The organism is Pseudomonas sp. B6(2017) (genome assembly GCF_002112765.1).
Taxonomy (GTDB): Bacteria; Pseudomonadota; Gammaproteobacteria; order Pseudomonadales; family Pseudomonadaceae; genus Aquipseudomonas; species Aquipseudomonas piscis.
The window spans coordinates 20,684-47,108 of record NZ_NEIQ01000029.1 but is presented as its reverse complement, the minus strand read 5'-3'; the positions used below and the strand labels follow the sequence as shown (position 1 = coordinate 47,108).

Annotated in this window: 31 protein-coding genes and 4 pseudogenes; 12 read left to right on the top strand and 23 right to left on the bottom strand. The window is 50.6% G+C overall.

The features are described 5' to 3' along the window. Both CAG11_RS33730 and CAG11_RS33550 read left to right on the top strand, forming a co-directional pair. A partial coding sequence (locus CAG11_RS33730; RefSeq protein WP_218191795.1) for a hypothetical protein occupies positions 1–246 on the top strand: 246 nt, incomplete at its 5' end. A 276-nt stretch (positions 247–522) separates the two neighbouring features. Next, positions 523–639: pseudogene (locus CAG11_RS33550) on the top strand (transposase domain-containing protein); the annotation flags it as partial. Between the two features lie 12 nt (positions 640–651). Here CAG11_RS33550 and CAG11_RS31910 read toward each other — a convergent pair. Then, the gene (locus CAG11_RS31910) at positions 652–1,143 is read right to left on the bottom strand and encodes an AAA family ATPase (protein ID WP_085600545.1); all 492 of its coding nucleotides are present in this window, start codon (positions 1,141–1,143) and stop codon (positions 652–654) included. A 485-nt stretch (positions 1,144–1,628) separates the two neighbouring features. Here CAG11_RS31910 and CAG11_RS31905 point away from each other — a divergent pair, with 485 nt between their 5' ends. The 6 genes from CAG11_RS31905 (at position 1,629) to CAG11_RS31870 (ending at position 8,343) form a co-directional block, all read left to right on the top strand. After that, complete coding sequence (locus CAG11_RS31905; RefSeq protein WP_085600537.1) at positions 1,629–3,203, top strand: DUF6531 domain-containing protein; 1,575 nt, start codon at positions 1,629–1,631, stop codon at positions 3,201–3,203. A gap of 23 nt (positions 3,204–3,226) precedes the next feature. After that, complete coding sequence (locus tag CAG11_RS33545; protein WP_143494865.1) at positions 3,227–6,121, top strand: RHS repeat-associated core domain-containing protein; 2,895 nt, start codon at positions 3,227–3,229, stop codon at positions 6,119–6,121. Positions 6,122–6,129: 8 nt separating this feature from the next. Continuing rightward, the gene (locus tag CAG11_RS33540) at positions 6,130–6,537 is read left to right on the top strand and encodes a hypothetical protein (RefSeq protein ID WP_143494863.1); all 408 of its coding nucleotides are present in this window, start codon (positions 6,130–6,132) and stop codon (positions 6,535–6,537) included. A 160-nt stretch (positions 6,538–6,697) separates the two neighbouring features. Beyond that, on the top strand, positions 6,698–6,979 hold the full coding sequence (locus CAG11_RS31880; RefSeq protein ID WP_177409204.1) for a hypothetical protein: 282 nt from the start codon (positions 6,698–6,700) through the stop codon (positions 6,977–6,979). A gap of 30 nt (positions 6,980–7,009) precedes the next feature. Further along, positions 7,010–7,216, top strand: a complete 207-nt coding sequence (locus CAG11_RS33725) for a hypothetical protein (RefSeq protein WP_158091458.1) — start codon at positions 7,010–7,012, stop codon at positions 7,214–7,216. A gap of 881 nt (positions 7,217–8,097) precedes the next feature. Then, positions 8,098–8,343, top strand: coding sequence for a hypothetical protein (locus tag CAG11_RS31870; protein WP_085600533.1), 246 nt, complete (start codon positions 8,098–8,100; stop codon positions 8,341–8,343). A 100-nt stretch (positions 8,344–8,443) separates the two neighbouring features. On the opposite strand, the gene CAG11_RS31865 is transcribed toward CAG11_RS31870, so the two are convergent. Continuing rightward, positions 8,444–8,794: a type II toxin-antitoxin system RelE/ParE family toxin gene (locus tag CAG11_RS31865; protein WP_085600531.1), complete on the bottom strand. Its 351-nt coding sequence runs from the start codon at positions 8,792–8,794 to the stop codon at positions 8,444–8,446. After that, a complete protein-coding gene (locus tag CAG11_RS31860) occupies positions 8,791–9,069 on the bottom strand; it encodes a type II toxin-antitoxin system ParD family antitoxin (RefSeq protein ID WP_085600529.1) in 279 nt (92 codons plus the stop codon). Before CAG11_RS31860 ends, CAG11_RS31865 begins: the two co-directional genes overlap by 4 nt. A gap of 115 nt (positions 9,070–9,184) precedes the next feature. Between CAG11_RS31860 and CAG11_RS33535 the strand changes: the two genes are divergently transcribed. Further along, on the top strand, positions 9,185–9,544 hold the full coding sequence (locus CAG11_RS33535; RefSeq protein ID WP_143494861.1) for a DUF3742 family protein: 360 nt from the start codon (positions 9,185–9,187) through the stop codon (positions 9,542–9,544). Between the two features lie 43 nt (positions 9,545–9,587). Here the strand turns inward: CAG11_RS33535 and CAG11_RS31855 are convergent, their stop codons facing one another. The 16 genes and pseudogenes from CAG11_RS31855 to CAG11_RS31795 all read right to left on the bottom strand — a co-directional run bounded on the left by CAG11_RS31855 (position 9,588) and on the right by CAG11_RS31795 (position 21,606). After that, positions 9,588–11,117: a conjugal transfer protein TraG N-terminal domain-containing protein gene (locus tag CAG11_RS31855; protein WP_085600527.1), complete on the bottom strand. Its 1,530-nt coding sequence runs from the start codon at positions 11,115–11,117 to the stop codon at positions 9,588–9,590. Then, a complete protein-coding gene (locus CAG11_RS31850; protein WP_085600526.1) occupies positions 11,114–11,473 on the bottom strand; it encodes a hypothetical protein in 360 nt (119 codons plus the stop codon). Before CAG11_RS31850 ends, CAG11_RS31855 begins: the two co-directional genes overlap by 4 nt. Positions 11,474–11,476: 3 nt before the next feature. Continuing rightward, entirely contained in the window at positions 11,477–12,832 is a 1,356-nt protein-coding gene (locus CAG11_RS31845; RefSeq protein ID WP_085600524.1) for an integrating conjugative element protein, read from the bottom strand. Positions 12,833–12,852: 20 nt separating this feature from the next. Then, entirely contained in the window at positions 12,853–13,791 is a 939-nt protein-coding gene (locus CAG11_RS31840; protein ID WP_143494859.1) for a TIGR03756 family integrating conjugative element protein, read from the bottom strand. After that, on the bottom strand, positions 13,788–14,195 hold the full coding sequence (locus tag CAG11_RS31835) for a TIGR03757 family integrating conjugative element protein (protein WP_085600522.1): 408 nt from the start codon (positions 14,193–14,195) through the stop codon (positions 13,788–13,790). Before CAG11_RS31835 ends, CAG11_RS31840 begins: the two co-directional genes overlap by 4 nt. Before the next feature lie 153 nt (positions 14,196–14,348). After that, positions 14,349–14,546: pseudogene (locus CAG11_RS34620) on the bottom strand (LLM class flavin-dependent oxidoreductase); the annotation flags it as partial. A gap of 154 nt (positions 14,547–14,700) precedes the next feature. Beyond that, positions 14,701–16,008, bottom strand: coding sequence for an MFS transporter (locus CAG11_RS31830; protein ID WP_085600520.1), 1,308 nt, complete (start codon positions 16,006–16,008; stop codon positions 14,701–14,703). 84 nt (positions 16,009–16,092) lie between these two features. Next, entirely contained in the window at positions 16,093–17,427 is a 1,335-nt protein-coding gene (locus CAG11_RS31825; RefSeq protein WP_085600518.1) for an MFS transporter, read from the bottom strand. A gap of 42 nt (positions 17,428–17,469) precedes the next feature. Further along, the gene (locus tag CAG11_RS31820) at positions 17,470–18,573 is read right to left on the bottom strand and encodes a ThiF family adenylyltransferase (protein WP_085600516.1); all 1,104 of its coding nucleotides are present in this window, start codon (positions 18,571–18,573) and stop codon (positions 17,470–17,472) included. A 40-nt stretch (positions 18,574–18,613) separates the two neighbouring features. After that, the gene (locus CAG11_RS31815) at positions 18,614–19,081 is read right to left on the bottom strand and encodes a hypothetical protein (RefSeq protein ID WP_085600514.1); all 468 of its coding nucleotides are present in this window, start codon (positions 19,079–19,081) and stop codon (positions 18,614–18,616) included. A 73-nt stretch (positions 19,082–19,154) separates the two neighbouring features. Beyond that, positions 19,155–19,295 carry a hypothetical protein gene (locus tag CAG11_RS33720; protein WP_158091456.1) on the bottom strand — a complete coding sequence of 47 codons (141 nt, stop codon included), beginning with the start codon at positions 19,293–19,295 and terminating at the stop codon, positions 19,155–19,157. 467 nt (positions 19,296–19,762) lie between these two features. After that, complete coding sequence (locus tag CAG11_RS31810; RefSeq protein WP_219738279.1) at positions 19,763–19,993, bottom strand: integrase core domain-containing protein; 231 nt, start codon at positions 19,991–19,993, stop codon at positions 19,763–19,765. Further along, positions 19,917–20,231, bottom strand: a complete 315-nt coding sequence (locus CAG11_RS34615; protein ID WP_219738278.1) for a DDE-type integrase/transposase/recombinase — start codon at positions 20,229–20,231, stop codon at positions 19,917–19,919. Before CAG11_RS34615 ends, CAG11_RS31810 begins: the two co-directional genes overlap by 77 nt. Positions 20,232–20,234: 3 nt before the next feature. Continuing rightward, positions 20,235–20,507 (bottom strand): IS3 family transposase, encoded by a 273-nt coding sequence (locus CAG11_RS34610; RefSeq protein WP_085600510.1) that lies wholly within the window; start codon positions 20,505–20,507, stop codon positions 20,235–20,237. Between the two features lie 85 nt (positions 20,508–20,592). Continuing rightward, on the bottom strand, positions 20,593–20,886 hold the full coding sequence (locus CAG11_RS31800; RefSeq protein ID WP_033974343.1) for an IS3 family transposase: 294 nt from the start codon (positions 20,884–20,886) through the stop codon (positions 20,593–20,595). Between the two features lie 255 nt (positions 20,887–21,141). Beyond that, positions 21,142–21,606, bottom strand: a complete 465-nt coding sequence (locus CAG11_RS31795; protein ID WP_256578816.1) for an isochorismatase family protein — start codon at positions 21,604–21,606, stop codon at positions 21,142–21,144. Between the two features lie 210 nt (positions 21,607–21,816). Between CAG11_RS31795 and CAG11_RS31790 the strand changes: the two are divergent. Both CAG11_RS31790 and CAG11_RS31785 read left to right on the top strand, forming a co-directional pair. After that, positions 21,817–22,029: pseudogene (locus CAG11_RS31790) on the top strand (integrase); the annotation flags it as partial. Positions 22,030–22,213: 184 nt separating this feature from the next. Further along, entirely contained in the window at positions 22,214–22,825 is a 612-nt protein-coding gene (locus CAG11_RS31785; protein ID WP_085600508.1) for a transferase, read from the top strand. 500 nt (positions 22,826–23,325) lie between these two features. Here the strand turns inward: CAG11_RS31785 and CAG11_RS31780 are convergent, their stop codons facing one another. Together CAG11_RS31780 and CAG11_RS31775 are read right to left on the bottom strand one after the other, a co-directional pair. After that, entirely contained in the window at positions 23,326–23,763 is a 438-nt protein-coding gene (locus CAG11_RS31780) for a GNAT family N-acetyltransferase (protein WP_085600506.1), read from the bottom strand. A gap of 250 nt (positions 23,764–24,013) precedes the next feature. Next, the gene (locus CAG11_RS31775; RefSeq protein WP_085600504.1) at positions 24,014–24,721 is read right to left on the bottom strand and encodes a haloacid dehalogenase type II; all 708 of its coding nucleotides are present in this window, start codon (positions 24,719–24,721) and stop codon (positions 24,014–24,016) included. Positions 24,722–24,934: 213 nt separating this feature from the next. Between CAG11_RS31775 and CAG11_RS31770 the strand changes: the two genes are divergently transcribed. Continuing rightward, a complete protein-coding gene (locus CAG11_RS31770; RefSeq protein WP_085600502.1) occupies positions 24,935–25,141 on the top strand; it encodes a hypothetical protein in 207 nt (68 codons plus the stop codon). Between the two features lie 101 nt (positions 25,142–25,242). On the opposite strand, the gene CAG11_RS31765 is transcribed toward CAG11_RS31770, so the two are convergent. Continuing rightward, the gene (locus CAG11_RS31765) at positions 25,243–25,761 is read right to left on the bottom strand and encodes a GNAT family N-acetyltransferase (RefSeq protein WP_085600500.1); all 519 of its coding nucleotides are present in this window, start codon (positions 25,759–25,761) and stop codon (positions 25,243–25,245) included. Positions 25,762–25,840: 79 nt separating this feature from the next. Then, positions 25,841–26,411: pseudogene (locus CAG11_RS31760) on the bottom strand (IS66 family transposase zinc-finger binding domain-containing protein); the annotation flags it as partial. Positions 26,412–26,425: the final 14 nt, after the last annotated feature.

Genomic DNA, 26,425 nt, shown 5'->3' with positions numbered 1-26,425 from the left:
AAGGATCCGGGGCTCGATGGCCTGGACCAGGAGGCGGTGCAGGTGTTTTCCAGCCTGGCGGCCGCTCGCGGCGAACCCTGGATCAGCCGCTTCGACCCCGGGCAGTTGCAGCACTGGCTGTTGGAGCTGGGGTTTACCGAGGCGCTACTGGTCGCTCCGGCCGAGTTGGAGCAGCGCTACTTCGCCGGGCGCACGGACGGCCTGCGGGCACCGTTCTTCGAACAACTAATGATCGCGCGGGTATAGGCGCCGGCGAGTTGTCGTCTTTAGGCGGGATCTATTCATATGCCGTTTGGCTGTTCACGTTTAACAAATAGCAAATGTCCGGTGGTAAAGGACTGGTGGTTCGGTTTTCGTGGTAGCTAGTCGCGGTAGGTAAAAACGACCACTGCTCGATTCGACGGCTGTGTCATACGCTGAAAGCCCATACTAGCTAGCAATTATTACGCTAGGCTGTCTTAGCCGAAATCTGTACGTGCTCAAGGCGACCAGCGACGGTGGGGATCAAGCATTCCTGGCTGAAGAGCGGCGGCGATCATGAATCTGATCCAGTAGGCACGCATGAACGGGCATGATCCGTATGAGTATTTGAAGGGCGTACTGGCGAGGCTGCCGACGCACCGAGATGTTGGCGCATAATTGGAAGACGACTCAGCCTTTAGGAACATAAGCGTTCGCGCTAGCCTGTGCATCAATGACTAAAATCTCGGTGAAACCCTCGCTCAAGCATGGAGGCTGAAGTGCTTTAAAGACGTTCCTGATGGCATTTTCAGGAACAATCTCATCATCAGGGCGCAATTGATTGCGTGCCAAACAGTCTTCCAGCGAAGTAGTGAACCAAGTTGCAATTACATCTACCTCATACTCCTTGGCAACCTGTATGAGCGGTTCACGCTCGCAGCGTTGAACCAGGATGGTATCAAAGATTACAGCGCTAGGCTCAACTACGAGCATCGATTTGGCCCAGGTGCTTTTTCCTGCACCCTGAGGGCCTATCAATAGATACAGACGAGAAGGCTTGGGAATCGCTAGCAGAGCCTTTGATAGGGCGCGGTGAGCCCTCTGCCAAGCCAACCTATTTAGCTCAGCGTTGATAAGGCGTCCATTCTTCGTTTGTAGGAAATGATCAGGGTTGAGGTGCATGAAGGCGGCCTGCCAGTAAAAGCTTGAATGTAGCATTTGAAAGCAGCGTGGGCCGGAGACTGTTTTTGGCAGGAATTAGGAAGGTCAGCCCTGAGCCGCGAAAATCTAAGTCTTTCGCAACAGCATTGAAGGTGTGTTAGCTAGACGCTTACTCCATTTTTTTCCGCGATCAGCGGCCCTTTCGGGTAAGGCTTTTACCATTCCGACCCATTCCATTAGCCGTTCCCCCCTTTTCTGCTCACTTTTTGAACGCTCCGAGAAACCGCCAAGTGTGCATGTTTTCTTTACTTTTTTGAAATGACAGCTATACCCAAAATGCAGAATTGAACATTAAGGATGTTAACTGTTTTGTTAATTTGTTCGATAAGTTTTAGGCTTGAACTGAAGAGTTTAATTATATATTTATGGTTTTTGAGTTATTTGCTCTGCAAGTGAGAAGGTTATTTTGTTTATAAATTATTCCTCTTAAGGATTTGAGGTGAAGAATGAGATTTTGGGGTAATCATAAGTTTCAAAATGTCTTTTTCGAGCTAAACGATAGATTTAGGGGGGCGATTATTTCAAAAATACTTGTTTTTCTTTGTGGGTTGTTCCTCCTGCAGTCAGCAAGTGCAGATAAGGTGCGTGTTGATATTTTAAATGGAGAGGTAGTCGGGGTATTTCACTTTGGGTTATATGAAACTTTTGATCAGGCTTTTTCGGAGTGTGAAAAGGCGATGATTGGTGTCAATTGGAGTAGGCCTCGACCTAGTTGCCATAAGTGGTTTACAGACTTCACTGGCACACATATGGAAGGTGTTGAGGTAATAGGGTGCTTTTTTTTTCCATCGTCGGATATGAACTGCCCGAATTTCTATGTTCGATATATTGTTGGTTCGTGCGACTCGCCATATAAGTTTAATAAAATAACAGGGGAGTGTGGTACTGATGAACAGAACGGCCCTCCACCTTCATTAAGTTGTGTCGGTGATCCTATAGATCTAGTTACAGGAAATGTTTATGAGGAAGAGCAAGATTACTCAATCCTCGGATCGGATTTAAAATTTTCCAGGCACTATAATAGTGCGGATGGCGTCTGGCGTCACAATTTTTCTACTCATCTTTCTTTCTCGCAGGACAAAATTGCTCTTGTTAAAATGACAGGAAAAACATATTTCTATAATGTTGTGGGTGGAGTTGTCAGCGGCGGTGGGCTGGGTAGTGGAGGGTTGACTAAACTTTCGGGGTCTTGGGTCTATATAGATATTGATAATCAAAAGTACTCTTTTGATAAGTTTGGTCGCCTTACTTCATGGCGGACCAATAGTGGCGAATTGTTGTCGTTAGATTACGTAGAAGGAAAAGTATCTGTTATTAGCTCTAGTGGAAAAAATATCGTATTTACACAGGATGACAGATTTCAGCCTATAAGCTTAAGTGCGCAAGGTGTAATCGTAAATTATGCGTATAGTCAAGATGTGAATAGTCCTTCGCGTCTTATTAAGGTTAACTCAAGTTATGATGGTGTTTTAAATAGTAGGGAGTACGCGTATGAAGATCCAGTCAACTCGTACCTGCTAACGAGTATCATCGATGAACGTGGGGTTAAATATGTGGCGTGGAAATACGATGCTAAGGGGCGCGCTATAGAAAACCAACGTTCTGGTGGTGGACGTATGTTGGTTGAATATCTTAATAGTATGCGTACCACTACAAATGAACTGGGTATTCGTACCTCATATATTGTGGAAGATTTTGGAGGTCGAGGCCTAGTTACTTACATTGGTGCTGGGCCAACAAATAATTGCCCGTACAGTGACTCTAGTTATACGTACAATGCTGCCGGTCAGATGCTTAGTAAAACCGATGCAGAAGGCAATGTTACTAAATATTCTTACAATGAACGTGGATTAGAAGTCTCCCGCATTGAAGCTAGCGGATCTCTCATGGCCAGAACAATAAGTACGGAATGGGATCCCCAGCATTATTTGAAAACTAAAATTACTGAGCCGACTAGAATCACACTGTTCACCTATGACGAAGTAGGAAGGATTGTAAGTCAGCAGGTAATTAAAAAATAATTCCTCATTTCCGAGAGGTTTTTATGGGTTCTCTTGTTGGCTTTAGGGAAGTATTGGTGTTCGTGGTTTGTATGTGCGCAAGTTTTTGGTCTTTTGCTGATGGGGTTATTAAATATACCTATACATCTACAGGGAAAATTTTAACCGTCGATGGTCCTAGATTGGATTTGTCCGACATACTCACTTATAAGTATGATCAGGATGATAATCTAGTTGGGGTTAACAATGCTCTTGGGCAATCAGTAAAATTTTCTGATTTTGATAGTCAAGGGCGCGCTCAGGAAATAACAGATTCAAATGGAGTTGCAACGAGTTTTAAGTTTACTGTGAAAGGTTTGCTTGAGTCCGTTGTAGTCGATGGTGGGGAAACATTATTCGCCTATAACTCCGTGGGAGATGTTACACGAATAACAGATCCGAATGGTGGATTTCTTCAATATACATATGATGAATCAAGACGAGTAATTGGCGTTTCGAATGCCATGGGGGAGTCACAGACTTATGTTTTAGATGCTATGGGTAATCGTATACTTGTACAAGTTAAAGACTCTAATGGGACTATTCTTCGACAGCAACAACGAACATACGATGAGTTAGGTCGAATTCTAACCCTGGTTGGTGCTGCAGGACAAATTACAAGATTTTCATACGACCTGAATGGTCAGCAGAATCAGAAAATTAATGCGCTTAATAATTCAAGTAGTAGTGCTTTTGATGCATTAGGACGCATCTATCGTATTACCGATGCGAATGGTGGAGTTACAGAGCTAAAGTATGATGCTGGAGACAATGTATCAAAAGTTATAGATGCTCGAGGTGTAACTACCCAGTACAGCTATGATGAACAGGATAGAGTATTGCAAATCAAGAGCCCGGATGCTGGTACTTCAAACTTTAGTTACGATGAGGCAGGGAACCTCAAGCAGAAGGTAGATGCGCTTGGGCAGATTACTAATTACAAGTATGATGCGCTTAACCGCTTGGCTAGTATAAGTTATCCAGAAGCGCCTATGTTGGACGTTGTATATGGATATGATCAGACAAGTAATAGCAATAAGGGCGTCGGTAGGCTCACATCTATTAAAGATGCAAGCGGGGTTGTTTCATATGCTTATGATGAGAAAGGGCAGCGCATTACTCAAGATTGGACCGCAAATTTAGCAGGACTCAATGTCGGCTCATCCTTGCATTACACCTATGATAAGGCCGGTCGGGTCATTAAGCAGGTGTATCCAGATAATATTTCAGTTGCATATCAGCGTAATAAGTTAGGGCGGACTACTGATGTTACTCTAAGTGTAAATGGTCAAGGGTTTTCTATAGCTAAAAATATTTCTTATATGCCTTTAGGTCCACTCAAAGAATTGACTTGGGGGAATGGTCTATCTTTGAATCGTTCTTATGACAGAGACTATAAAATAATATCTCAGACTGTGGGTGGGTGGCAGAATCAATATGAATATGACCTAGTGGGAAATTTATCCAATCACAGAAGTAATTTATGGGGTGCAGTTCAATATCAGTACGATGCTTTGGGTCGTTTAACTCAAGAACAGAACCTCGTGGAAAAGAAGGACTATGTGCTAGATGCTGCAGGTAATCGAGCAGAGCGTAGGACAACTGAACTTTCATCCGGAACTGTCTCTGAAGCGCAAATTTCTAATATTGCCAAAGATAGTAATCGTGTAGTTGCGCTGGAAGGAGTAAATCTTCCCTACGATGCTGCTGGTAATTTGCTCCAACATTCTACAGGTTTACGTTATGCCTATGATGCAAGCGGGAGAATGAATGCTGTCTATCAAGCAGGTGGTCAGCGTATTGTTTCTTTTTCCTATAATAACCAGGGTCAAAGGCTTCTGAAGACAAAGTTCAATCCTGAAAATAGCTCTTTAATTGGTGGAACTACTTATTTATACGGCGCGAGTGGAGAGCTTCTAGGTGAGGCTGAATATTCGTCTGCAGGGCGCCATCTTGTTACACGTTATTGGTTCTGGCTGGAAAGCCTACCATTGGCGCAGCTAGAAATAAACTATGAAAGTGGTGCTCCCAGTGGATTTAATATAGTGTTTTTGCACTCTGACTATATGAATACACCTCGTTTAGCCAGTACTCATCAAGGTATTGTTTGGAGTTGGAGTAGCGATGCTTATGGCGCGTCAGTCCCTAATGAAGATGTTTCTGGGTCAGGTAAGTTGACTCATATTCCTTTACGATTTCCAGGGCAGATTTACGATGAAGAAACTCGTTTAGCATACAATTATCATCGTGATTACGATCAAAATTTAGGTAGATACGTACAAAGCGATCCTACCGGGTTGAGTGGTGGCTTGAACACATATAACTATGGTGGTGGTAACCCTATAAACAATATTGATCCTGATGGGCTTGTTTGCATCAGTTCTAGCGGCGTAGTTAGTTGCGAGGTTCCGGGTGGGCCAAAGATAAGGTTTCCTGCTCCTAACAATTGGCCGGAATATATTGGGGCGACATCTTCTGGTTATCATTTTTATAATAAGGCTGTTAGTGCGGAAGGAGCTGGGCGTGCATGTCTGGAGAGCTTTGTGCGTAATAATCCAACGCCAGGTCGTCCTATGCCTGCTACGGTATCGGGAACACTTAATGATGCGTCCCCACTATGGGCTAAGTGGATGATCGCAAGTCCGGTTATGAGTTATGAAATGAGCTATAATGGGTCTCCAGTAATTGTCAATGTTACCTTGCCTGGTCATCCACTATTTCCTGGTTATGTGGCCCGTACAGTGGATTTTGAAAGTGCTGGTGGAATGATGAATAACTTTGGTGAAGGACTTGGATGGCTACAAAGCTCAAGTAACCCGTTAGCGGATTTCCTCATAAATAATATCTGGTACAAGCTGTCAGCTGATGCTGTAAATTCTTGCTCTTGTGGCGGTCGGTAGGAGGAAGTATGAACGTCGAAAAATTCAGATTGCTTCTTGGTTTTCTAGTTGCGCCTGTGGTTCCTGCGTTACTTATTTATCTCTGGTCGTTATTAGTATCGAGTGATGCTGATGCAGAGTGGGGGGGGCGTGTTTTTTTAGTGTTCGGCTACCTGGCCATGATTATCTTTGGCGTCCCTATCTTCGCTTTGGTAAACAGAAAGTGGCGTGTGGAAAATCCTGCGGCGTATATGGCTGGCGGAGCTATTATTGGGGCGCTATTGGGAGCGGCTATCTTTGTCCCAGACATTGTTTCGAATTGGCATTCAAAACATAATCAATCTGTTTATTTAATCAAAAGTGGTTTGCCAATCATGGGGGCGGCTTGTGGATTTATCGCTGGAGGAGCTTTTTGGCTCATAGCAATAAAAAAATAATCTTTGTTTCTTAGTCAATTCAAACTGAAATTTCTTTACGATATCAGCCTAACCAACTTCGGCTATCTCGACCTACCATTACCGCCCGAATAGAGCTGAGCTTCGGCACCTGCGACGATCTCAGCGGCTACAAATCGAGATCCGCAAGGAACCTGTCGAATTGACTGCACTCTGCACCCAGATAGTCGAGGAGGTGCGTGCCAGCTACCCCGGGGTGCGGGTCTTGTTCGCGGAGGGGGAGGCGCTCAATGGTCTGTTCGATCCCGGGCGCATGGGCCGGGTCTTCGCCAACCTGCTGGGCAATGCCGTGCAACACGGCGATGTTCGGCAGCCTATCGAGGTGCGCCTGGTGCGTGATCCGACCCAGATCTGCTTTGAAGTGCACAACTATGGAGAACCCATCGCCACTGGTCTGTCCCGCGCTGAGTGGACACTGGCTTAAGGTGGATAATGTCCACCGCTAGGAGTGTTCATGACCCAGACCAGACGGCGTTTTCCTGAATCCTTCAAACGCGAGGCGGTAGACCAGGTGTCGTGTGAGCTCCATTGCTTCATGCAGGACTCGCGCGACCTCCACGATCTGATCCTCAGCGAAGCGGTAGAACACGATGTGCCTGGGCCTTACTACTCGGCCCTCGGTATTCTCCGATCTGTAGAAGAACAGATGCAGGCCTCGTAGGTCTGGCAAGATCTTCTCCCGAAGGCTGTCCTCGGTCTGGATCCGCAGGCCCTGGACCAGTCGATTGAAGATGACTGCCTCGCGGCGCTGGTAAAAGTCCCGCGTCGGCTCGAAATCTTTCATTAGCTTTGTCAGTCTAATAAAAGTCGCGATAACTAATTTGATCTTTATTTATGAAGGCGGCCCGCCTATCAGAAGAAACACCCAGCTCCTTTACTGCCCTGTTGAGGCTTCGCAGATGGAGTTGAGATAATCCTTCGGCAGGTAGGGATGAAGATGCGGGCTGTCAAACTGAATAAATTGCCGTGGAATAGGGTCGTCTTGTGAAGTTTTGCTTCTCCATTTTCCCTCTGTCAGCGGCCCTTTAGGGTAAAGCTTTTACCATTCTGATCCATTCCATTAGCCGTTCAACCTCATTTGCCTTTGCGACATTTCCCTTTAGGTTTATTCGGAGAAGTATTAATGAAGGCAATAAGAGGCAGGTGTTGCTGTTAATTATAGAATAACTGAGTTTTTCAAGCTGATGTGGTGGATCAGCCTTTCACTTAAATCTAATGCTCAGCAGCATCTCTATCATATATATGTAGAAAGCAGCCGTAATGTTTTCACCCATTGGCCTAATAGAATAGACGTTGTCTAGTTCGATTAACGCAATTCTAGTTGCGGCGAAGAACGGTCATGTGTAATCCTTGCCCGGCGCCGCATATCGGCGCCGGGTGTGAGAACCTGAATTGATACCAGCGGGTCGCGTTATGGCGATCCGTAGGGCAGGCGTTCGCGTCTGGCCGGTCTGGTATCAGCCGGTTTCTCACCCCTACGGGTCGCCGCCATCCAATCTCTGATGACGGCACAGCAGAGCCACTCAGGGAGGAGGAAGCGGTATGGAGCATTTCGATAGTCAGATCAAGCCAAGTATCTACGCTGAAACGGCTTATGAGTTGATTCTCAGGGGCGTTAACCGATTTCAGTCTGAAGCAGATAGGCGGTTATTGCTGGACTCACTACTGTGCCAATGCGCTGTGTTTGCCCGTATAATAGCTGGCGAAGAGGCATTTCAGGATTTGCTGGAACGGCTGAAAAATTTTGATTTCGATGCTGAGTTTCAGGCAGATACTCATGCGCATTGATTCTCGCTTAGCAATGGTTGGGTGGGCTGCTATTATATCAATAACAGATCATGCACAGCACTAGCGCCCAATCAGGCTCAATTCTTCCGAACTTGTTTGTTTATTTCAGATGTCGTGTGAGCTCCATTGCGTTATGCAGGACTCGCACGACCTCCACGATCTGATCCTCAGTGGAGCGGTAGAACATGATGTGCTTGGGCCTTACTAGTCGGCCTTCGGTATTCTCCGATCTGCAGAAAAACAGGTGCAGGCTTCGCAGGCTTGGCGAGATCTCCTCACGAGTGACGCTGCCCAATCTATCGGGCGCCTCACCTATGGATCGAAAGGTGTGCTGCAGGATGCTCTGGTACCGACGCCGGGCACCTTCGCCAAACCTCATTTCTGTGTACCGTAGGATGTCAATGACGTCCGTCCGAGCTTGCTTTGAAATGTGTACCTGGAGCTGGCTCATTCTTTCTCGCTTGCCAGTTGGCCCAGGTTTTCGAAGTAAGCCTCCAGATCCTCAATAGCTACAGAATCAAACTGCTCAGACTCAAGCTCCATGATGCCGATCGATGTCGCGTTGCGTAGGGCTTCGAGCCTGGCGGACTCCGATGCCTCATGCTCGAGCAGCATTCGGAGGCCGGCGCGCACGACCTCGCTGAAGTTCTGGTAGCGGCCATCCCTTACCAACTGGTCGATTGACTGTTCCATGGGGTTGGGGACTATGACGTTGTGTGTTGCCATGAGGGTGTCCTACGTGATGGGTGGTCATGGCATTTTACGCCATATCCCTTGCTAAAACACCAAAGGTGTCGTATATCTGAAAATATGGTGTTCTTACGGACTCGAGACATAAATCATGACAGCTGCAGCCACTACAACCTTTGCTCATCGCCTCGGTAGCGCACTGGGGACTGCGGCACGATTCTGTCTGCATGATCGCAACCCAATGGTCCGCTGGATCAAGCGCGCAATCGTTCTTGTCGTCTTGGGCGCTGTCCTCGTGAACTCATTCAGTTTGATTGCAACCGGTCTCTTGAGCTTGGGAAGTATAGGGCTGGTTTTATTGGCTTTGACTAAAGTTGGTGGAGCTGGCTTCGCGGAGAGTAATTGTTCTGAGTTGGCTCATAATCCGAAGATTCCTCGAAATGGCCAGTGGGGATATGGTTATTACGATAATTATGGGAACTTCAAAGGAATGTCAAACCCAGATAAGTGAGTATGTTTTGTTCATCGTGTTGGGGGCCAAATAGCCCCCATTTTTATTTCGATGAAATTGACCCCACAGCCTGTTGAGCCATGCCGCCAGCTTTTTCCCCTGAAGATTGAAGATCTTTCGTACCGCTAGATATTCCCTCAAGAACTTTACCCGCGCTCACTCCAGCCCAACCAAGTGCGCCTATCCAGAACATTGGCAAGATGATGAACATGGCCCCCATGACGAAGTTAAGGATTGCATCTTGAGTGGTTGTGTTAAGCCCCATCACCGGGTCAAACGAAAGATGCGGTGAGCCTGAGCCGTAAAGTACGTCGATGATGGTGCTGTCTACCCAACGTGCCAGCTGGAACCAAAAGTCGACAAAAATCAGTGCGAAGAACACCACTGACATGGTCATCGCAACTTTCAGTTGGTAGGCACCAATGATCAGTACCAGGGGCAGGCAGATCACCATTGCCATCTTGAGGTAGGCCATCACCATGGGCAGCGCCTGACGAACGATATCCATCCCCGGAAAGTACGCCAGTGAGCCCACCCCAACTCCGAGTGTTCCGCCTGCGCGAGCTAGCCCGTTCCACATTGTCCCGCCGATTTGGCCACCATAGTCGGAGTACACGTCTCCATTGACCTGGCTGGACGGTGAGACGACCTGTCGAATCATCGAGTCCGTGACTTCGTCCTTAGACAGCCATTTCGCCCAGCCAAGAAACTTGTTCATCAGGGTGGGATCGACCTGCGCCTGTAGGCGATCTCGTAGACCAATGTTGCCGTCCGACCACCATTGCTTGCATGTCGGATATCCTCCACCCCCGGTCACCTGGGGCAGTCCGTCGTCTCGTTTCGCGTCGTATGGCCATGCTGTTCGAGGAGTCTTGGAGTAGTCCGTGTCGTAATAGCCAGATGTGTTCAGCAGGAAGCGTGAGCCGATCCAGTTGAGGTCCTGCAGGGTTTTGGGGTCTTTCGTGATTGACCCGAGATCCGGCTGACGCATGAAGAGGCGCGCCCGGGAAGGGCCGAAGCAGTCGTGTGTAAAGTCAGCTACCTCCTGAGCAAGCAAAGGGTTATCAATCCGGATTGCGTCGACGTCCATCCGCATCTGCCTAAGATCGGTACCGCAGGGGATCGCCGCTACCGCTCCGCTATTCAGGCCCTTGCTCAGCGAGTGCATTACAGCCCACCAGATCGGGATTCTTGCGCTCTTGCCGGTCAGCGAACTGAAGGTGGTATTCCATCCGGTATCGCTTGGGGCCGGCAGCAGGACCTGACATTGCTTAGCCCTGGTCTGGTCGAACTGGAGGGTATCGAAGCCCACACTCATCACGGGGATGGCGCACAAAGAAACAACCACGTAACCGATGTACAGCTGGGTCTCAATCCTAGCCAGCGACAAGACGCCCTTGTTGCCTTCATCTGCCCCTTCCTGGCGGACCTTGATCCATTCCCTCACGACGATGATCAAGAAGGGGAGAGCGAACAGGCCGGTGTCAGAGATCATGTCCCAGATGCCGTTGTTGATCAGCCAGCCGACCAGTGTCAGGTAAAACTCCAGGTAGTCGTTCGCGTAGAGGGTCATAGAACCTCCTCCCAGGGGATCGGCGCCTTACTGATCTCAAGCACCAGGAACAACATCAGAACGAGCCCTTCGACACGTATGAGGCGCTTTTGGGCTTGAGCAGAGGGTTGGGGTAGCTGTCTCTTCAAACGCAGCCAGACGAAGACGATGAGGCTGTAGAGGAACAGCCTCCACAGCGCCATTGTGAGGAAGTTATTGCTTCGCCATGTCGACCAGGTCTCCATGGCTCCTAGATTGTTGAGTGCAATCAGGCTGATCACAACGCACACAATCATAAAAAACACACATAGGGTCAGGCCACCCGCCAGGCGCCTGAGTACCGTGGGTTTCTTCTCGAGGTCCTCTGGCAGGCTCATGAGTTACTCCCTGCCTGCAGGTTTCTGCAGTTGTCGCAGGCGATCGCTTTCGGGAGCGGCTTGGTAGATCGTACGAGAGTTCTCAGCGCGAGTCTTACCGCGCTCAATGATCGCCATCGGTGAGTTGTTCGCCAGGTCGCGCCGAAGATCCAGCTCAAACTTGAGGTTTTCGATTTCTTTCTGCAGAACCTCGGATTGGGTTGTTGTCTGTTCCACTGCCAGATTGTTCGCGGAGACGTTCGATTCTCGAGATCCAGTGATCAGCATGCGATTCAACATCAGCGCTTTGCCGAGAATGTCCGAGAGCGCCACTTCGGATGCCAAACGCTGTGCGAGCACTGCTTGATCGCGCTCATCCCTCAGTGCGTTGATCACACCGCGGGTAATTGGCAGAGAGTCGCTACTGGCTTCTCTCAGTTTTTCTGAAGTGATGTGCGTACCAGGTTTCAGCAGATCCTGGATGGCTGTCAGTTTTTTATCGTAGGTTTCCTGGATCAGTGGAGTGAGCCCCACACCAGGCGTCGAGGCACTGGAGCAGCCTTCGCAGGTTTTGATTTCTTGCTCACCCAGGACCCGGTTCGCAAACTGCGCGGCTTCGGTAGGAGACTCCCAGTAACCGCACACCAGGCCGTTTGAGCAGTTCGATTGTTGAACGCGGGAGGTCTCAGTAGCTGAGCGGCCGTTGAGTAGGTTGTAGCCGGCTTTGATGACGTCGCTTACAACCTTGATGGGTTTTTGTCCTGAGCCGCCTGCTTGTTCACCTCCTACCCATGTAACCCCGGAGTTACCTGGGCCGTTTTCAACTTTGTCCACGACGGCAACAGCGTCATTCCCCGAGGACAAGGCCTGTCCCATTTTTTGTCCTTCTGCGACCTTCCCCCAGCCGGCCTGGCCACCGGCGATGTCGGCCATGCGCTCGGCCATTGCCCTGCAGGTACCCTTCGATCGATCGTAATCGAGGCGCGCCTGCAGGATGCCGTTAGTCAGCAGGTTGTACAGTGCGGGGTTTGCTCTTTGCAGAATTAATGCCGGGAGCGACATCACCGCGCCTGTAGCGCTCTGGATGACGTTGCTCATGATGTTTTGAAAGCCCTGCGTGGCGCCGTTTAGTTGGTTCTCCAGGGTATGGCTCAAGTCCATGTTTCCGCAGATCAGGTTGTTCTGCCATCCGGCTCCGACGGTGATGCTTTCCATCTGGCCGGCGCTACCCATGCTCACAGCACTGCCCCCGCCGATGCTGTAAAGCACGTCGTCGCCAATCACGCTGCCCTGAGATTCAACCTTGATTGGGTCAGCCGCAAAAGCCACGGTACCGCTCAAGCTCATGGCTAATCCGATAGCCTGGGTCATCTTCTTCATTCTTCACGTCCGTCGCTGAGTTATTGAAAGTCGGTGCTGCCGAGGAAAATCTGCCCGCGCCGTTGGCAGCACGAGTAGGGGCGCCAGAGAGCCCAGGCATAAGCGCCGTTGGCCGCTTCCATATCTGTGCCTATTCCCCATCCGCTTGTAGGAAATGTTGCGCAGGTAAGGCTCAGGGAAGGCGTGAGTTGCTGCCACTTCCCGGTCGAGTAGTCGTCCTCGAGGAGTTCGCCGGCAGGCCAGTAGCCAGGCATTGGGAAGGTCCGCATTGGCACGTAGACGTGCGGTTGGCCCACACGTGTTGTGATATCGCCGGCACGTTGAGCGATCACCGCTGCTGCTTTGAAGTCGTCGCTCTGGTGAATGAATCCGCTGCGCGGGTAGATGCTTCCCCACATGTTCGCGGACAGGAGGCCGCCAACCTCCCTCAGACCAGGTATCAGGGCCTCTGGATATACGACCTCGGGGAGCCCGTGGCGCCATGCAAGGGTGTCGAGGGTACTGAGCATGTACGGAACGAAGGGGAGGGTGGCCCCTGGGCATGCGTAGCCCGAAGCGGCTGCAAACTTACTGAAAACAGCCCCACCTGGGTGCCCGATTACGTCAGCGTTTTTGAACTTCGAGATGTTGTTTTCGGCGCCGTGGTTCGTTGTTCCGTTGTTCCCGGCTTGCGCTGTGGGATTCGGCATACCCATCGGGCTGACTTCCACCCATGGGTTTTCGCCGGTATTGGCGTAGGCCGAGACAACGGCGTCGGGCACGTAGTGACGGACCTTGACCGAGGTCTTGACCTTGCAACCGAAGGGCGTACACAGCAGCCAGTAGCAGATCCCTACAATCCGATAATCCAGGCAGGTCGGGGAGGCTGTAGACGCCACGATTGCCGCCGTGTTGATCACGGCTGATGCTGAAAATGAAGTGAGCGCAGTCAGCGCAAATGCCAACGTGCGAGATCTCATTGCTGCCTCCTCGAGCGCTCGATAGCTTTCAAGGCAGCTGCAACGTCAGGTTGGCCGTAGACAACGTACTTTCGGTCGACTACTACAGCCGGGATCTTCTCAATGCCGGCACTCCAGGCATCAGTCAGCCCCTGCTGTGCCTTGGCCAACTCCCCGATTAGGCGGATGCCCTCTGCGCTCTTCATCATTCGTTGAGCAGCGATTTTGGCCTGCTGGGGATTGGGGGGAAGGTTACGTGATAGCTGGTTTTCCAGGTGCTCCTGGTCATCCAGCAAAATGACGCGAACCTGAACGCCTGCAGGCACTACCAGTGGATGAGCGGAGTCGGTGACTGCCCAGGCTTCAGCGTGAGCGTCCCCAAGTGCAAGTGAGCCGAAGATGATAAGGAGGATGGCTTTTAACATACGGGCTATACCTAGTCATTAGTAGATAGGTACAGCCTGGGTCGACTCAAAACTGAGTGCAGTAGAAAATGGATAACCAAGACGTTGGGATTTTCTGGTGTCGATTACGGCCATCAAGTCATACTGACGTATTACACCTTTTAGCCTTGAACTCTACCAATCTAGCGCAATAGGCGGCGGGCCCTGAAGTGATGAAAAGGGCGGTAGGGTATCTTCGGCTATTTCCTGAATCACTTCGGCGGCAGGTCGCTGTGAAAATTGAATGCCGAGCGCCGCATGGTTCACTGCTGTAGCTTGCCACTCTTCCAATAGTGCTATCAGGCCATTACGTTCTGTATGAAGAAAATAGCCACTTTGTTGATGAGCGCATAGGTGATTAGGGGCCTCCTCAAGACAAAACCGAAAGTATAAGCTGCTTAAGTTTGGCAGGGGAAACATACGTGACCGAGGCTATAAGCGTATTTGTCAACTGAGTCATGACCCGAGAATCGGGTCTCGTATAGGATCAATATTTCGAAAAAGCTTTGGGGTACTTTTCTAAGTAGGCGTCACAAAGCTGTGTGTCTTGGGAGCGCATGAACGCTCTGAAGTCGGGTATCAAGAAAACCAATAGAGACAATAATAAAACCATTCCGCCTAGTAATGTAATGGTTAGTTCTATTCCGAAGTTTTCGATTAGAGTGTTCATGGCGAAACTTCCCACTGGGCTAGCTGCCGCAGATAAAAATGAGACTGTAGCAAATATACGATTACGATAGTTTTTGGGAGTTGCAAGCAGCCTAACAGCAGACGTTGGGATATTTATTAGCATTAGCCCCACACCCCCCCAGAAAAATGCAATAGATACAATTAGTGGAGATGAAATACTGCCGGCTACCAATAGATTACACCCTAGGAAAGCAAAGCCAGAAGATACACATAAATCACGTGGAATTTTGTCAGACATCCAGCTTATTATTTTGTAACTTCCCGCCAAGATACCTAGTCCGAAGCAAGAATCCAAGAGGCCAATGTAAGTCACCGGGTAATGCATGACATTCTTAACGTATAGCGGAATAAGAATAGTGAAGAACGGGAAAAGGGCGAAGTTTATCATCATTGCAATAACGGCAAGATAAAACTCAACCTTTACATCGTAAACTACTTTGAATCCTTCATAGATCATACTGAAACCTCCTCTGCCTTGACTTCTTTCGTCCTGAACAGAGGCGCCTATGTGGCTCGGGATAGTTGCAATCAATATTCCCGCAATAAGAACTGCAAAAAAATCTGCGACAAAAGCAAACGTTATGCCGACTCCATAGATCAGCCCACTGGCGAGCACGGGTCCTAACAAAATAGAAAATGACGACATCACACTTTTGCTACGAAAAGCTAGAGATACCTGGTCATCATTTGCAAACAAAGGAATAATCGACGATTGAAGAGGGTCGCGTATTCCAACAATCGCGCTGCTGATCAGCATCAGCACACCAACCATCCAAGGATTGAACTCCCCTATGAGCGACAACAGTACCATCAATAGAGTAGTCAGTAAGCTGATCCATGAAGCGGTTTTTATGATTGTAATTTTGTTGTACTTGTCCCCTAGCCAACCGAGGAGTGGTTTGGCCAATACCTCTACCGTGATAGCACAGGCAATCATATTAGCAAAATAAAGTGCAGAGCCAGTTTCTTGTAGAGCCCACCAGGCTACCGCCAGCTGATTACACCTGCCCCCAAGCACCATCAGTAAAAAGCTGAGTTGTACTTTCAGTAAACGTCGATCGATAGTAAGAAAGCCCCAGCTAATGCCCGAGAAACTTGCACTCATTCATAACCCTCTGATTATTATATAGTTAATATTTTATCAGGTACGCCCCATAGACTCATGGATGACGTGGTCGTCCGGGGATTCCTACACATCCGTTATACCTTCTTGCATGGTAGCGTGAGTTCCTTGATTGCCAGAGGCACGTGTTTCTCTTGGTGCAGGAATGAGCTTACGAATGTGCCGGCTAAACAGGGTGACGCTCCCAACTCCTAGCAAGAGGGTTCCTATGACGGAGATCATTAATCCTAGCGAGCCTGTCAGGTCGTTGCCCCAAAGGAGCGCTGCACTGGTGTGTCTGTTGACGATAGGGGTGATCAAAGAGGAAACCGCAGGGGCCGACAGTAAAAGGGACGTCGGGGTCATTAGGTACTGAGTGATTGAGCGTAACGCGATGATCTTGCCTTGTATGTCCTGTGGCGTATGGGTATGCCAGATAGTCTGGTTGGAGCTGGCCAGGAGTGCTACTGAGGCCCCGACCAAGGGTGTCAGTAACCAAAGACTCTCCCTGAAGGCCGCCAGCCCAATGGCAATGAAGCTGAAGCCGAGAATGAAGGTACTGGCGATCAGCAAATACACGGGGTGAATACGTTTCTTGAGCCGGGCCATGGAGAGCCCCGAGAGCAGCATTCCAGCTCCGATCGCTGCTGATACCAACCCTAACTCAAGATTGGATCGCGAATTCAGTACATAAGGCGTCAGGGCGACCATGAAGATCGAAAGCAGAGCGTTGATCAGCATGAAGACGAGTAGCAGGGTCACCAGGGGGCGCTTGCTCAAGAGCCAAAGCAGGCTCTGTCGAATCTCAGCGATCACTGGGGGACTTTTCGGGAGGCGAAGCGGGGAGCTGAAAGTAACGCTGAACGTGCAGCAAAGCAGCAGAGTTGCGCTGGTGACAAAGGTCAGTGCGTCGCTACCGAGCAGCAGAGGGAGGCCGAGGTAGTCGAAGCCGACTGCCCCCAGTATTGGTCCTAATATGAGTGAGCCGCCACGGAAGACTTGCTGGACCGAGTTGACCTTCAGCAACGCGTCCTTGGGCGTGATCTCTGGGATCAGAGAGGCCGAGGCGGTATAGCGAAATTCGTTCGCGCAAGCAAGGCACAATGCCAGGGTAATGGCCTGAAGAGTTCCGAACAGACCGTATCGATACAGAGTGAGGGATAACAGCAGGCTGACACAAGAAAGGCTGTCGGCGGCGATCAGAATTTTTTTCTTTTCGTAGCGATCACTGGCCAGTCCCGCGATGGGAGCAAACAGAAGGACTGTGAGTGGAGTGATGATTCCCAGTAAGGTCATTGCGCTGTAGGAACCTGTTACATGGAATATCCATGCAGCAATCCCGAAGGTAGTCAGGCTCGACCCCATACTGTTCATGCCAAGTATGCAGACAAACAGAACGGGAGATAGAGATATACGAAGCATTAAGGCGTGACCTCTGGAGGGTGGTTTTTCAGGGAGGCAGCGTCAGACAGTGGTGGACTCAGAGCAGGCTGGACAGTTTCGGTAGCGGATGTAGGCCTGGCGTTCCGTGTATCCATCCAGGGACACCTTGAAGCTTTCGAAGAGCGCTTCCTGGCTGCTATTGCCGGTTAGAAAATGCAGGATCGTCGAAGTCATGAAGCTCGCTACCAAGGCGGGCCTCGGACCAAAAGCGGCGCGTGCAGGTAGCGGGTGCGCGGTGAGCTTTTGCAGGAAGCTGGCCGGGTCTGCATAGCGCGATCGGTATGTACGTGCCTGACAGAGATAGCAGGGCGACTGGAAGGGAACGCTGATCGGTCCAATCCAGTTGCTGGCCATGGCCAGATAGGGTGTGCGCAGCGCCAGCGAAGCCTTGCCGATCCATTCGCGAATTTTCAGTCTTGGTTGATCGGCGGTCAGCAATATGAATTCGGTGCCGCTAGCCGCGCTCAATGCCTGTTCCTGGCTATCGACATAGCTGGTCAGTGCCTCAACCCGCACCGGTGAGTGCTGAGCCAAAAGAATGTCGCGCAGCACTTCGGCCTTGTGCTGGCCAATACTGCTTTCTGGGTAGAGAAATTGTCGGGGGAGGTTGCTCCGCGCCACGCGGTCGCCGTCCACCAGGCGTATACCGCCGACTCCGGCGGCGGCCAGCATGAGTGCCGCCAGAGAGCCTGCGGCACCAGCGCCGACGATGCATACCGTTGAGTTCTGCAAGCGAGTGTTCATCCGCTGGACTGAGTTCGTACTGCTGGCGAATGCCTTGAAATATTCGTCCTGCCAGACGAAGCGAGTTTCAGTATCGGCAGCTTCGCGTGGGCTCCCGTCATGAACCCGAATGAGTCCCAACTCCCAGAGGTTGGCCAGCGCGGAGGTGCGATATCGTTTGCCGGTGGAGGCTGACACTCGACGACCTATGAGTCCATCAGATGAGGCATCCGCCAGGATGTGGTACTCGTCCTGAGTATTGGAGAAGACGATGGAGTCGCCTTTCTCACTATGTAGCCAGAGATGTTGGTCGGCGTTTTCCACTGTCCATGACGGTATGACTTCAAGTATGCATTCATCACTCGTCAAGTCATCCAGTATTACGTTTCTCATGGTTGGCATGTCTTACATCCTTGTGAGGCTTAGTTTGCGGCGTAGACTTTCAGGTCAGTAGCGGGTACTGCCTCGGAATATCCCTGTACCAACGGATGACAACTTCCCGTCCCAGTTTCTGCTGGACTTCCAACATTGCTTCTTCCAGCAAGCCTTTATTGATGTCGATAAAATGCTCTAGGTCTTGTCTGATCAGTGTGGCGCCTGCACCTTGCACATCATCAGGGGCAGGTTTGTGGTGTATGTAGTGACCAAAGTAATAAGTGCAGAAGTCGGTGTATTCTCGAGTACTGAGAATGAATTCGTGCCAGAAACCATCTAGTACCCATTGCTCCTGAAAGCAGGGGAAAGCGAAAGGTCTTTCGTCCCTAGTACCGATGAGCCATATCCATTTCTTCAAATCAATAAACAGTTCTTGGCATTCGTGGATGGGCAGTCCATGTTTTTTCGACATGGTCTTAACCAGGGCATCATTGCGATAGGCCAATACATCTTGTAATGCCGGTGTTCTTCTCATGTTTGTCTTCCATGCTGGATGTACTCCACGATGAGGAACGGCCCTTAGGCCGCTCCCCCAGGTTATCGCTGTTCTATCTTTCTTCCGTGCAACAGACGACTGCCCGCTCGGGATCTTCTTCCCAACGTGCGGCCGCTTCGTCAAGGATGGTGGATATCAGGTTATCCTCGGCGTCCTGTTTAGCTTCTATAAAGGCATTCATCTCAAAAGGCATGACGGAACTCCATGTAATGGCATACGTACTATTGAAGGTTGGTTGCATAATGGGTAGTAGCAATTTGGATGTATCCAGCAGGTGGCCTATCAAAGGCCCTGGCTATTGGGAAGCGGACATCCTGCGGCCCTGACGGGTTCGGCATTGGCGAGCGAGAAGTGGCCTGCTCCCAAGGTGAGAAGCAGCAGCAGGGAGAGTCTCTGAACGAGTTGCATAGGACAGTTCCTTCTATTTGATTGACATGAGTGTGGATACAAAGCAGTCATTGAATTCTGTGATCCACAACACCCTGTGAAAATACTCGAAGGAAAATATAGGGCTCAGTTAGATGATTTTTTTATATGCTTAGATTGATTGTTAAGGAAACCTAAAGCTGGTGGCTTTTCTTATTTTTTGAGCGTCACCCCTAACTATTATTTTTCCTTCGATAGGAACTTTGGTCTGTTCCGGAGCTGGTGGACAGGTAGTTAAGAGTTACTGCTCGCATAGCGCCGCTCAAACTCCATCGGGCTGAGATAGCCCAACGTCGAGTAGCGGCGGCGGTGATTGTAAAAGCGGGTGTAGTCGAACAGGTCGGTTTTCGCCTCGTGGTAGCTGGCATAGCGCGTCAGATACACTCGCTCAGCCTTCAGCGGACGGAAGAAGCTCTCCATCGCGGCGTTGTCCCAGCAGTTCCCGGGACGTGAATGGCTGGGCACGATTCGATGTCGCCGAAGTAAGGCCTGGTAGTCGTACGCGCAGTATTGGGCTGCCTCGATCCGAGTGCAGCAGCACTTCTTCTTTCGGCTGCTGGCGTTCAATGGCCATCTCCAGCGTGGCGTGTACCAAGGCCTGCTGCATGCGGTGGTGTATCGCCCAACCGACGACGGCTCGTGAATAGAGATCGAGCACGACTGCCAGATACAGCCAACCTTGGGCCGTCCGCGCGTAGGTCATGTCCTAGACCCAGTGCCGATTGACGCGATCCGAGGCGAACTGGCGATCCAGGTGGTTCGGGGCAATCGGTAGAGCATGACGACTGCTGGAAAGCAGCCGCCAGCGCTTGCGCGAGGGAACGCGCAGACCGGCTTCGCGCATCAGTCGAGCAACCCGGTGTCGACCACACGCATGCCCCATGGCCGCTAACTCGGCCTTGATTCGGCGATGGCCATAGATCCCATTCACCTCGTGGTGAATGGTGCGGATCTCCTTGCTTAGACGCCGATTCGCCATCTCTCTCGACGAAGGTGGCCGCTGCTGCCAGGCATATAAGCCGCTACGGGATAGCGACCAGCCAACGCCTCGATGGCGCGGAACTTCACTTCGTGGGCTGCGAGAAGATGGCGAGCGCCTTTTTTAAAACATCGCGCTCCATGGTGACCTGAGCCAGTTGCTGGCGTAGACGCCGCAGCTCCGCGCTCTCACCACGCTGCTTGCCGTTGCCCGGAAAGGCATCGTCACCTTGCTGCTCGTACTGGCGCTTCCATTTGCCCAGCAGGCTTTCAGCGATGCCGAGCGTCTCGGCTACATGACGAAGCGGCGTGCCGGCAAGTACCTGGTCTACCGCCTCGCGTTTGAAGGATTCGGGAAAACGTCGTCTGGTCTGGGTCATGAACACTCCTTGCGGTGGACATTATCCACCTTAAGTCAGTGTCCACTCAGCCCGGGACAGACCAAAGGTAGTGAACTTGCACCTATTTACCAGCACTCTTGAATGCCCACTGTGAACCGAAAAAGCAGGAATAGACTGAACGCTACTATTTGCGGTTGGCTACCCTCTGCCAAGAGCAGCTTAGGGCCACGATGGACCCGGACCGATGCAGCCATTCGAGTGGGCATGTCACTGATCTGGCAGAATGCTGGACGCCTAAACGTGAGCGAACTCAACGGCTTTACTTTTCTGGGCCAGTATATGCACCCCAAAGCTTTTGATATTGGGCAAAGTGGCATTATGGTGAGCGATGATGTGCGCCGCCTCGTCATGGGCTTTGTCGTGAGTAGTGTGAGCATCACTCACAATGGTCACGTCATACCCCAGTGAAGCTGCACGACGGACCGTAGTGTCGATGCAGAATTCCGTGGCATAGCCACATATAACAAGATGAGAAATGCTGTTTTCTAACAGTACGGATTCGAGATTTGTTCTCAAAAATGAATCAGGGGTGGTCTTGCGAACAAAGTGATCAGTGCTGCCTATAGTCAGGCTGGCATCCAGGGCCCATGCTTCGCTGCCATGCATGAAATAGTCGCCGCTGATAGCTTCGTGCTGAACAAAAATAACGGGCGCGTTACCCAATCTAGCGCGCCGTGACAATTCGTTAATCCGTTTCATGACCTCTAATTATGAGTAGGGCCTGGGCAATAGTGTAAATAGCCCGTGCTGCACATCAATCACGATCAATGCTTTCATTGATATCTGCTTCCTTACAAACGAACCGGCGATGGGGATTGTCGCTGTTCTCCATGAGTGATTGCAATGGGTCGGTTAGCGCCACTGGACCGAGCTGATTATCCTTGCCCTCCCTCACATGGAGGACAAGACATGAACACTATTACAACCAGCAGACGTCAGCCTTGGAACAAAGGAAAACTGGTTGGGCAGAAAGCCCCGCTCCGACTGAAAGATATCTGGGCCATTCGGGTAAGGCTTCAAATCGCGCAAGACACTCGTGATTTAGCCCTCTTCGATTTGGCAATCGACAGCAAGCTACGAGCCTGTGACCTGACCAAGCATCGTGTATGCGATGTTGCTCATGCGCGCCTCTTTAAGCGCTGCAGCTCCATGCATCTGCAGTGGAAAATGGGTATCCGTCCAGCGAAGTCATCTATCCAGTTTTGCAAGCCAAGACAGAGTATGCAGTTGAGTTTCCCAAGAGCGCGATTGTCTTCTGCGCTAGGAACGCGGATATTTCCATACCTTATTGCCTGGAAAATTTTCGATGAAACTACCAGAAATCAGTACATTTATTGCTCGATGGCCCTTGCTGGGCCTGGCTCCCCCTACCGCTTGGATGGTTTCTCAAGACTGCGAAAATCAAGTTCTGGCTTTGCTGGCACGGCTTGGCGCAGGTTATCGACGCCACGGAAACTGTGCAGTCCATGAAACTGCCGTTGTTGAGCAAGGTGCTGTGTTAAAGGGCGCGATTATCATCGGCGCAGGATCCTTCGTGGCGGCGGGTGCCTACCTACGTGGGGGTGTTTATCTCGACAGTGAATGCATTGTTGGCCCAAGCTGCGAAGTGAAAAGCAGCTTCATGCTTGCCGGAAGCAAGCTGGCGCACTTCAATTTTGTCGGCGACTCATTGATTGGCGAGAACGTGAATGTCGAAGCAGGTGCAATTATAGCCAATTACCGCAACGAGCTAGATGGTGTGGATATCAAAATCCGCTATGCAGATAATGTGATCGAAACAGGAATTAAGAAATTCGGTGCCTTGGTCGGCGATGGCTGCAAAATTGGGGCGAACGCAGTCATCGCACCCGGTGCTCTATTGCGGCCAAAGACACACGTTCCACGTCTCGGGTTAATTGACCAGTTTTCCTACGATTAAGCAGAACGTCCGCCTCATCCGGCAGCACGCCGACGATTTCCCACATATTATCTCGCCAAACTGGCGCAGGCCTGCTCACACGCACTCTCCTGCTCCGGCTTTGACCAGCATCTGCTGATCACACGCAAGCTGCGACTGCCGCAACGAGCAAGCGCTCGTACCCGATCAGCTTTCGGTGCTCTGCAGCACTGCCCGCACCTTCACCTCCGGGCTGTCGGTCTGCCTGAGCCTCCAGACAATAGAGCCCCATCGACACCATCAAGACTCGCTGTTAACATCCGCGCCACGTTCGCCATCAACAAGGGGATTGGCGAAAATAGAAGCCCCGAAGACTTACGCACTTCGGGGCTTTGTCTTTCATGGAGCGCACTCATTTTTCGACCTGGAATGTAGGCGTATCTCGCGATTTTTCCTAAAGCGGATTTTCGCTTCAGTTTTATTCTTTAAAAGACGGGCTTTAGCCCTTATTGCTGAGCGAAGCGAATCATTTGCATCCTTTGTTAGGCACTTTTTACCAGCCGTTTTTTTAGGTGATACAGGCTGGTCCCAACAGGTCGACCTTCCAGAACACCATAAATCTCGTACCCATGCTGTTCGTAGAAGTTTTTAGCATCAAAGGTTTTTAAGAATGCAACCATCGCCCCATTTTCAACGCCAATTTTTTCTGCCCTCTCCAATAGCATAGAACCAATTTTTCTACCGCGATGAGATTCCTTAACCCAAAAGGTATCAATCTCCACCCCATCCCAGTAACAATTAAACTTAATTGCACCGACATACTCGCCTACGTCGTCGTGCGCAACCAGCATAAACATCTTATCTTCCGACTCTGGTGTTAGATCTGGGTATTGAATCCGAAGGTATTCTGAAAACCTACTATCCAAAACTGACTGATCTTTTTCTGTTGGAGAATCCAATACTTCAATCCTGACTTCCAATTTACTTCTCCAGTGATTAACCTTAAAAGTTACCTACAGATTCCTGCATAACATTTTATTTTGCGATATTCAATGTCGCGTGACACCTAATATTCATGCACCCTCAAATTTAGCAATCATAAATTCAGATATGCATATACGACATCAGTAATAAGAGAAATTAGCATAATCACACTAATTATCATCACCACGCCACCTGCCTAGAGGTTGTAATCTTCTTCACGTGGCTCTGATACGCTGCCAGGACTATTCAGCAGTCCAGTTGATCAGCCAAGTCCAGAAAGTCTCGGGCATTGATATCGAAGCGCTCATCAAAAGCCGTATCGACATTACCCTGAGGCCCGAACTCCAGCGGCCTGGCGACGAACGCAGTTTTCATACCCAATGCCCCCGCCGCCAACAGATCGTACTTGTGACAGGCAACCATCATGGCATTGTCGGCGGCCACATCAAGATAACGGAGCGCCATTTCATAAGTCCGCGGATCAGGCTTGAAGGTCTCAACCATCTCAGCAGCGAAGATGGCATCCCAGGGTAAAGCTCCTGCTTTTGAAATGTTGACCACCGCACTGACATCGGCATTTGACAAGGTCACTATCTTGAAGCGGGTCCTAAGTCTATGCAGGCCCTGAACAGCATCGGGCCAGGGAGCAATCGTCTGCCAGGCGAAATTGATGCGCTCACGCTCCTCGGGGGAGAGAAATCCTACGTGGTACGTCTCGATGACCTCATCGAGGGCGCAGCGATAGAGACGATCCACAGACGTCCATGGCCGCCTGTCACAAAGAATGTCATCGAGGGCCGGGCGATACTTGCCTCGCCAGTCATCGACAAAACATCCCCAGTCGACGCCGGTAGCCCGGCTACCTGCAATGGCTGCCGCCTGTTGCGCGATGCTCGAACGAAAATCGGTGACAGTCCCCTGAACATCGAAAATTAATGCTTGAAGCGTGTTCACTGCCTTCTCTCCGTCGAGTCAGGGCGCTAGGACTGGTATGCAGAGATTGACGCCTCATAAGTTTTCGTTTCAATACATCCCCCTTAGCTAATTTGCAAGCTAACCACGAATTGATTTATGCAGGGACATTATCAATATGGATTTAAGCGACGCCTTGCATCGCCCGTGATCACCTGATGGTCTATTGATTTAATCGATCGACAGGATCAGTAAATGCGGCTCAAGCGCTCCAACCAACAGCTCTCCGAAGACCTAGAGTCATCTGCACTAACTTTGGATTGGGCAGCAGCAGATATTATCAGCATTGCTAATAGCCTAGTCGTGGCTGGCAAGAGTCATGAGGCAGAGGAGCTGATCGAGATATGCCAGAACGTCCGCGCCGAAGTCGAGCTCTTATATGCACTGGCTGACGAGCAATAAATCCGGGGGATCGCTGGCGGCTTCGCAAGGCAGCTGAGGCCATGCAGCATCGCAATAGTGTTCTAGAGCGTATCCGCCCGGGCATCTCACCTTGCTCGACCTCAGATGATCAGGGGCAGTCGATACCTCACCTCTACAAGTGCTGCGCCCCCCCTTTCGAGATCGCGCTCACTTCCCGTTTCTTCAATACATCCTACGCCGCGATAAAATCGGATAGCTCGCTCATTTTCGGTCAAGACCCAAAGGGTTAAACGCTGATAACCTTGCTTTATCAAGTGCTGTAACCCGGCCTGCCATAAAGCAAAGCCGACTCCAGTTTTCCAGTGTTCAGCAATAACGTAGAGAGCCATGACCTCAGCTAAATTTTCAGCGGTTATATCCTCATCTCGGCATACCCCGACAGATATCCAGCCGACCAGCTCGTTGTTCAGCTCCGCGACGAATACGTTCGATTCGCTCGACTCAATCGAGCGAATCCAATAGGATTCCCGCTGTGGCAGCGAAGCGCCCAATGACAGCAAGTATTCAGCTGGCATCAAGTCACGATACGCGTCTTGCCAACTGCTGATATGGACTTGCGCAATAGCTTTCGCGTCCGATGGTAATCCTTTCCGAATCATAGGTGCTCCTTTCAGGCTCCCGACGTTTTGCCTCAGGGTATCAGCCCGTCAGTTGCTACACCGTATGCCACTTATGCGGATGCGCCAGCAGGCCTGCGGTCGGGAGCTGCTTGTCGATTAACTGTGCCGGATCGGTGCCTGGATCAGTGTTTCGCACTAGGGGCAGGCCCACTTTCCACCTACATGTTGCTCGACTGTGAACACGCCAGGTGTGTAATCGAGCTTCTCGCTGATGTCCTCGCCGATGCGCTGAAGTTGGCAGCCGCAGGCGCACTGAGTGCTCTCAGGTTCATGGCGAATCACCGTGCGTGGAAACTGCGGCGGCAGCGGCGCACGCTTGGGCTTCTGACGTGGCTCGGCTGGTGCAGGTGGCGAATTGACCGCCTTTAACTCGGCTTCGATGGCCGCGATATCGGTGTCGAGCAGGTCATAAAGCAGCTGCCTTGGTCGGGACTCGTTTGCTCGCTGCGCTTGACAAACTTGTGCTGTTTGAGGATGGCTATCTCATGAGCGAGTTGCTCATTGACCGTTTCGAGGCGATGGATTTTCTGACCCATGGAGTCGACCTGAGACAGCAACTGCATGGCCTGTTCAGCCAAAGCGCGCAGCTGTTCCGGTGTCATCTGGTCGAGATTGGGTGAGGAGGTCATGCTGCTGATTGTGC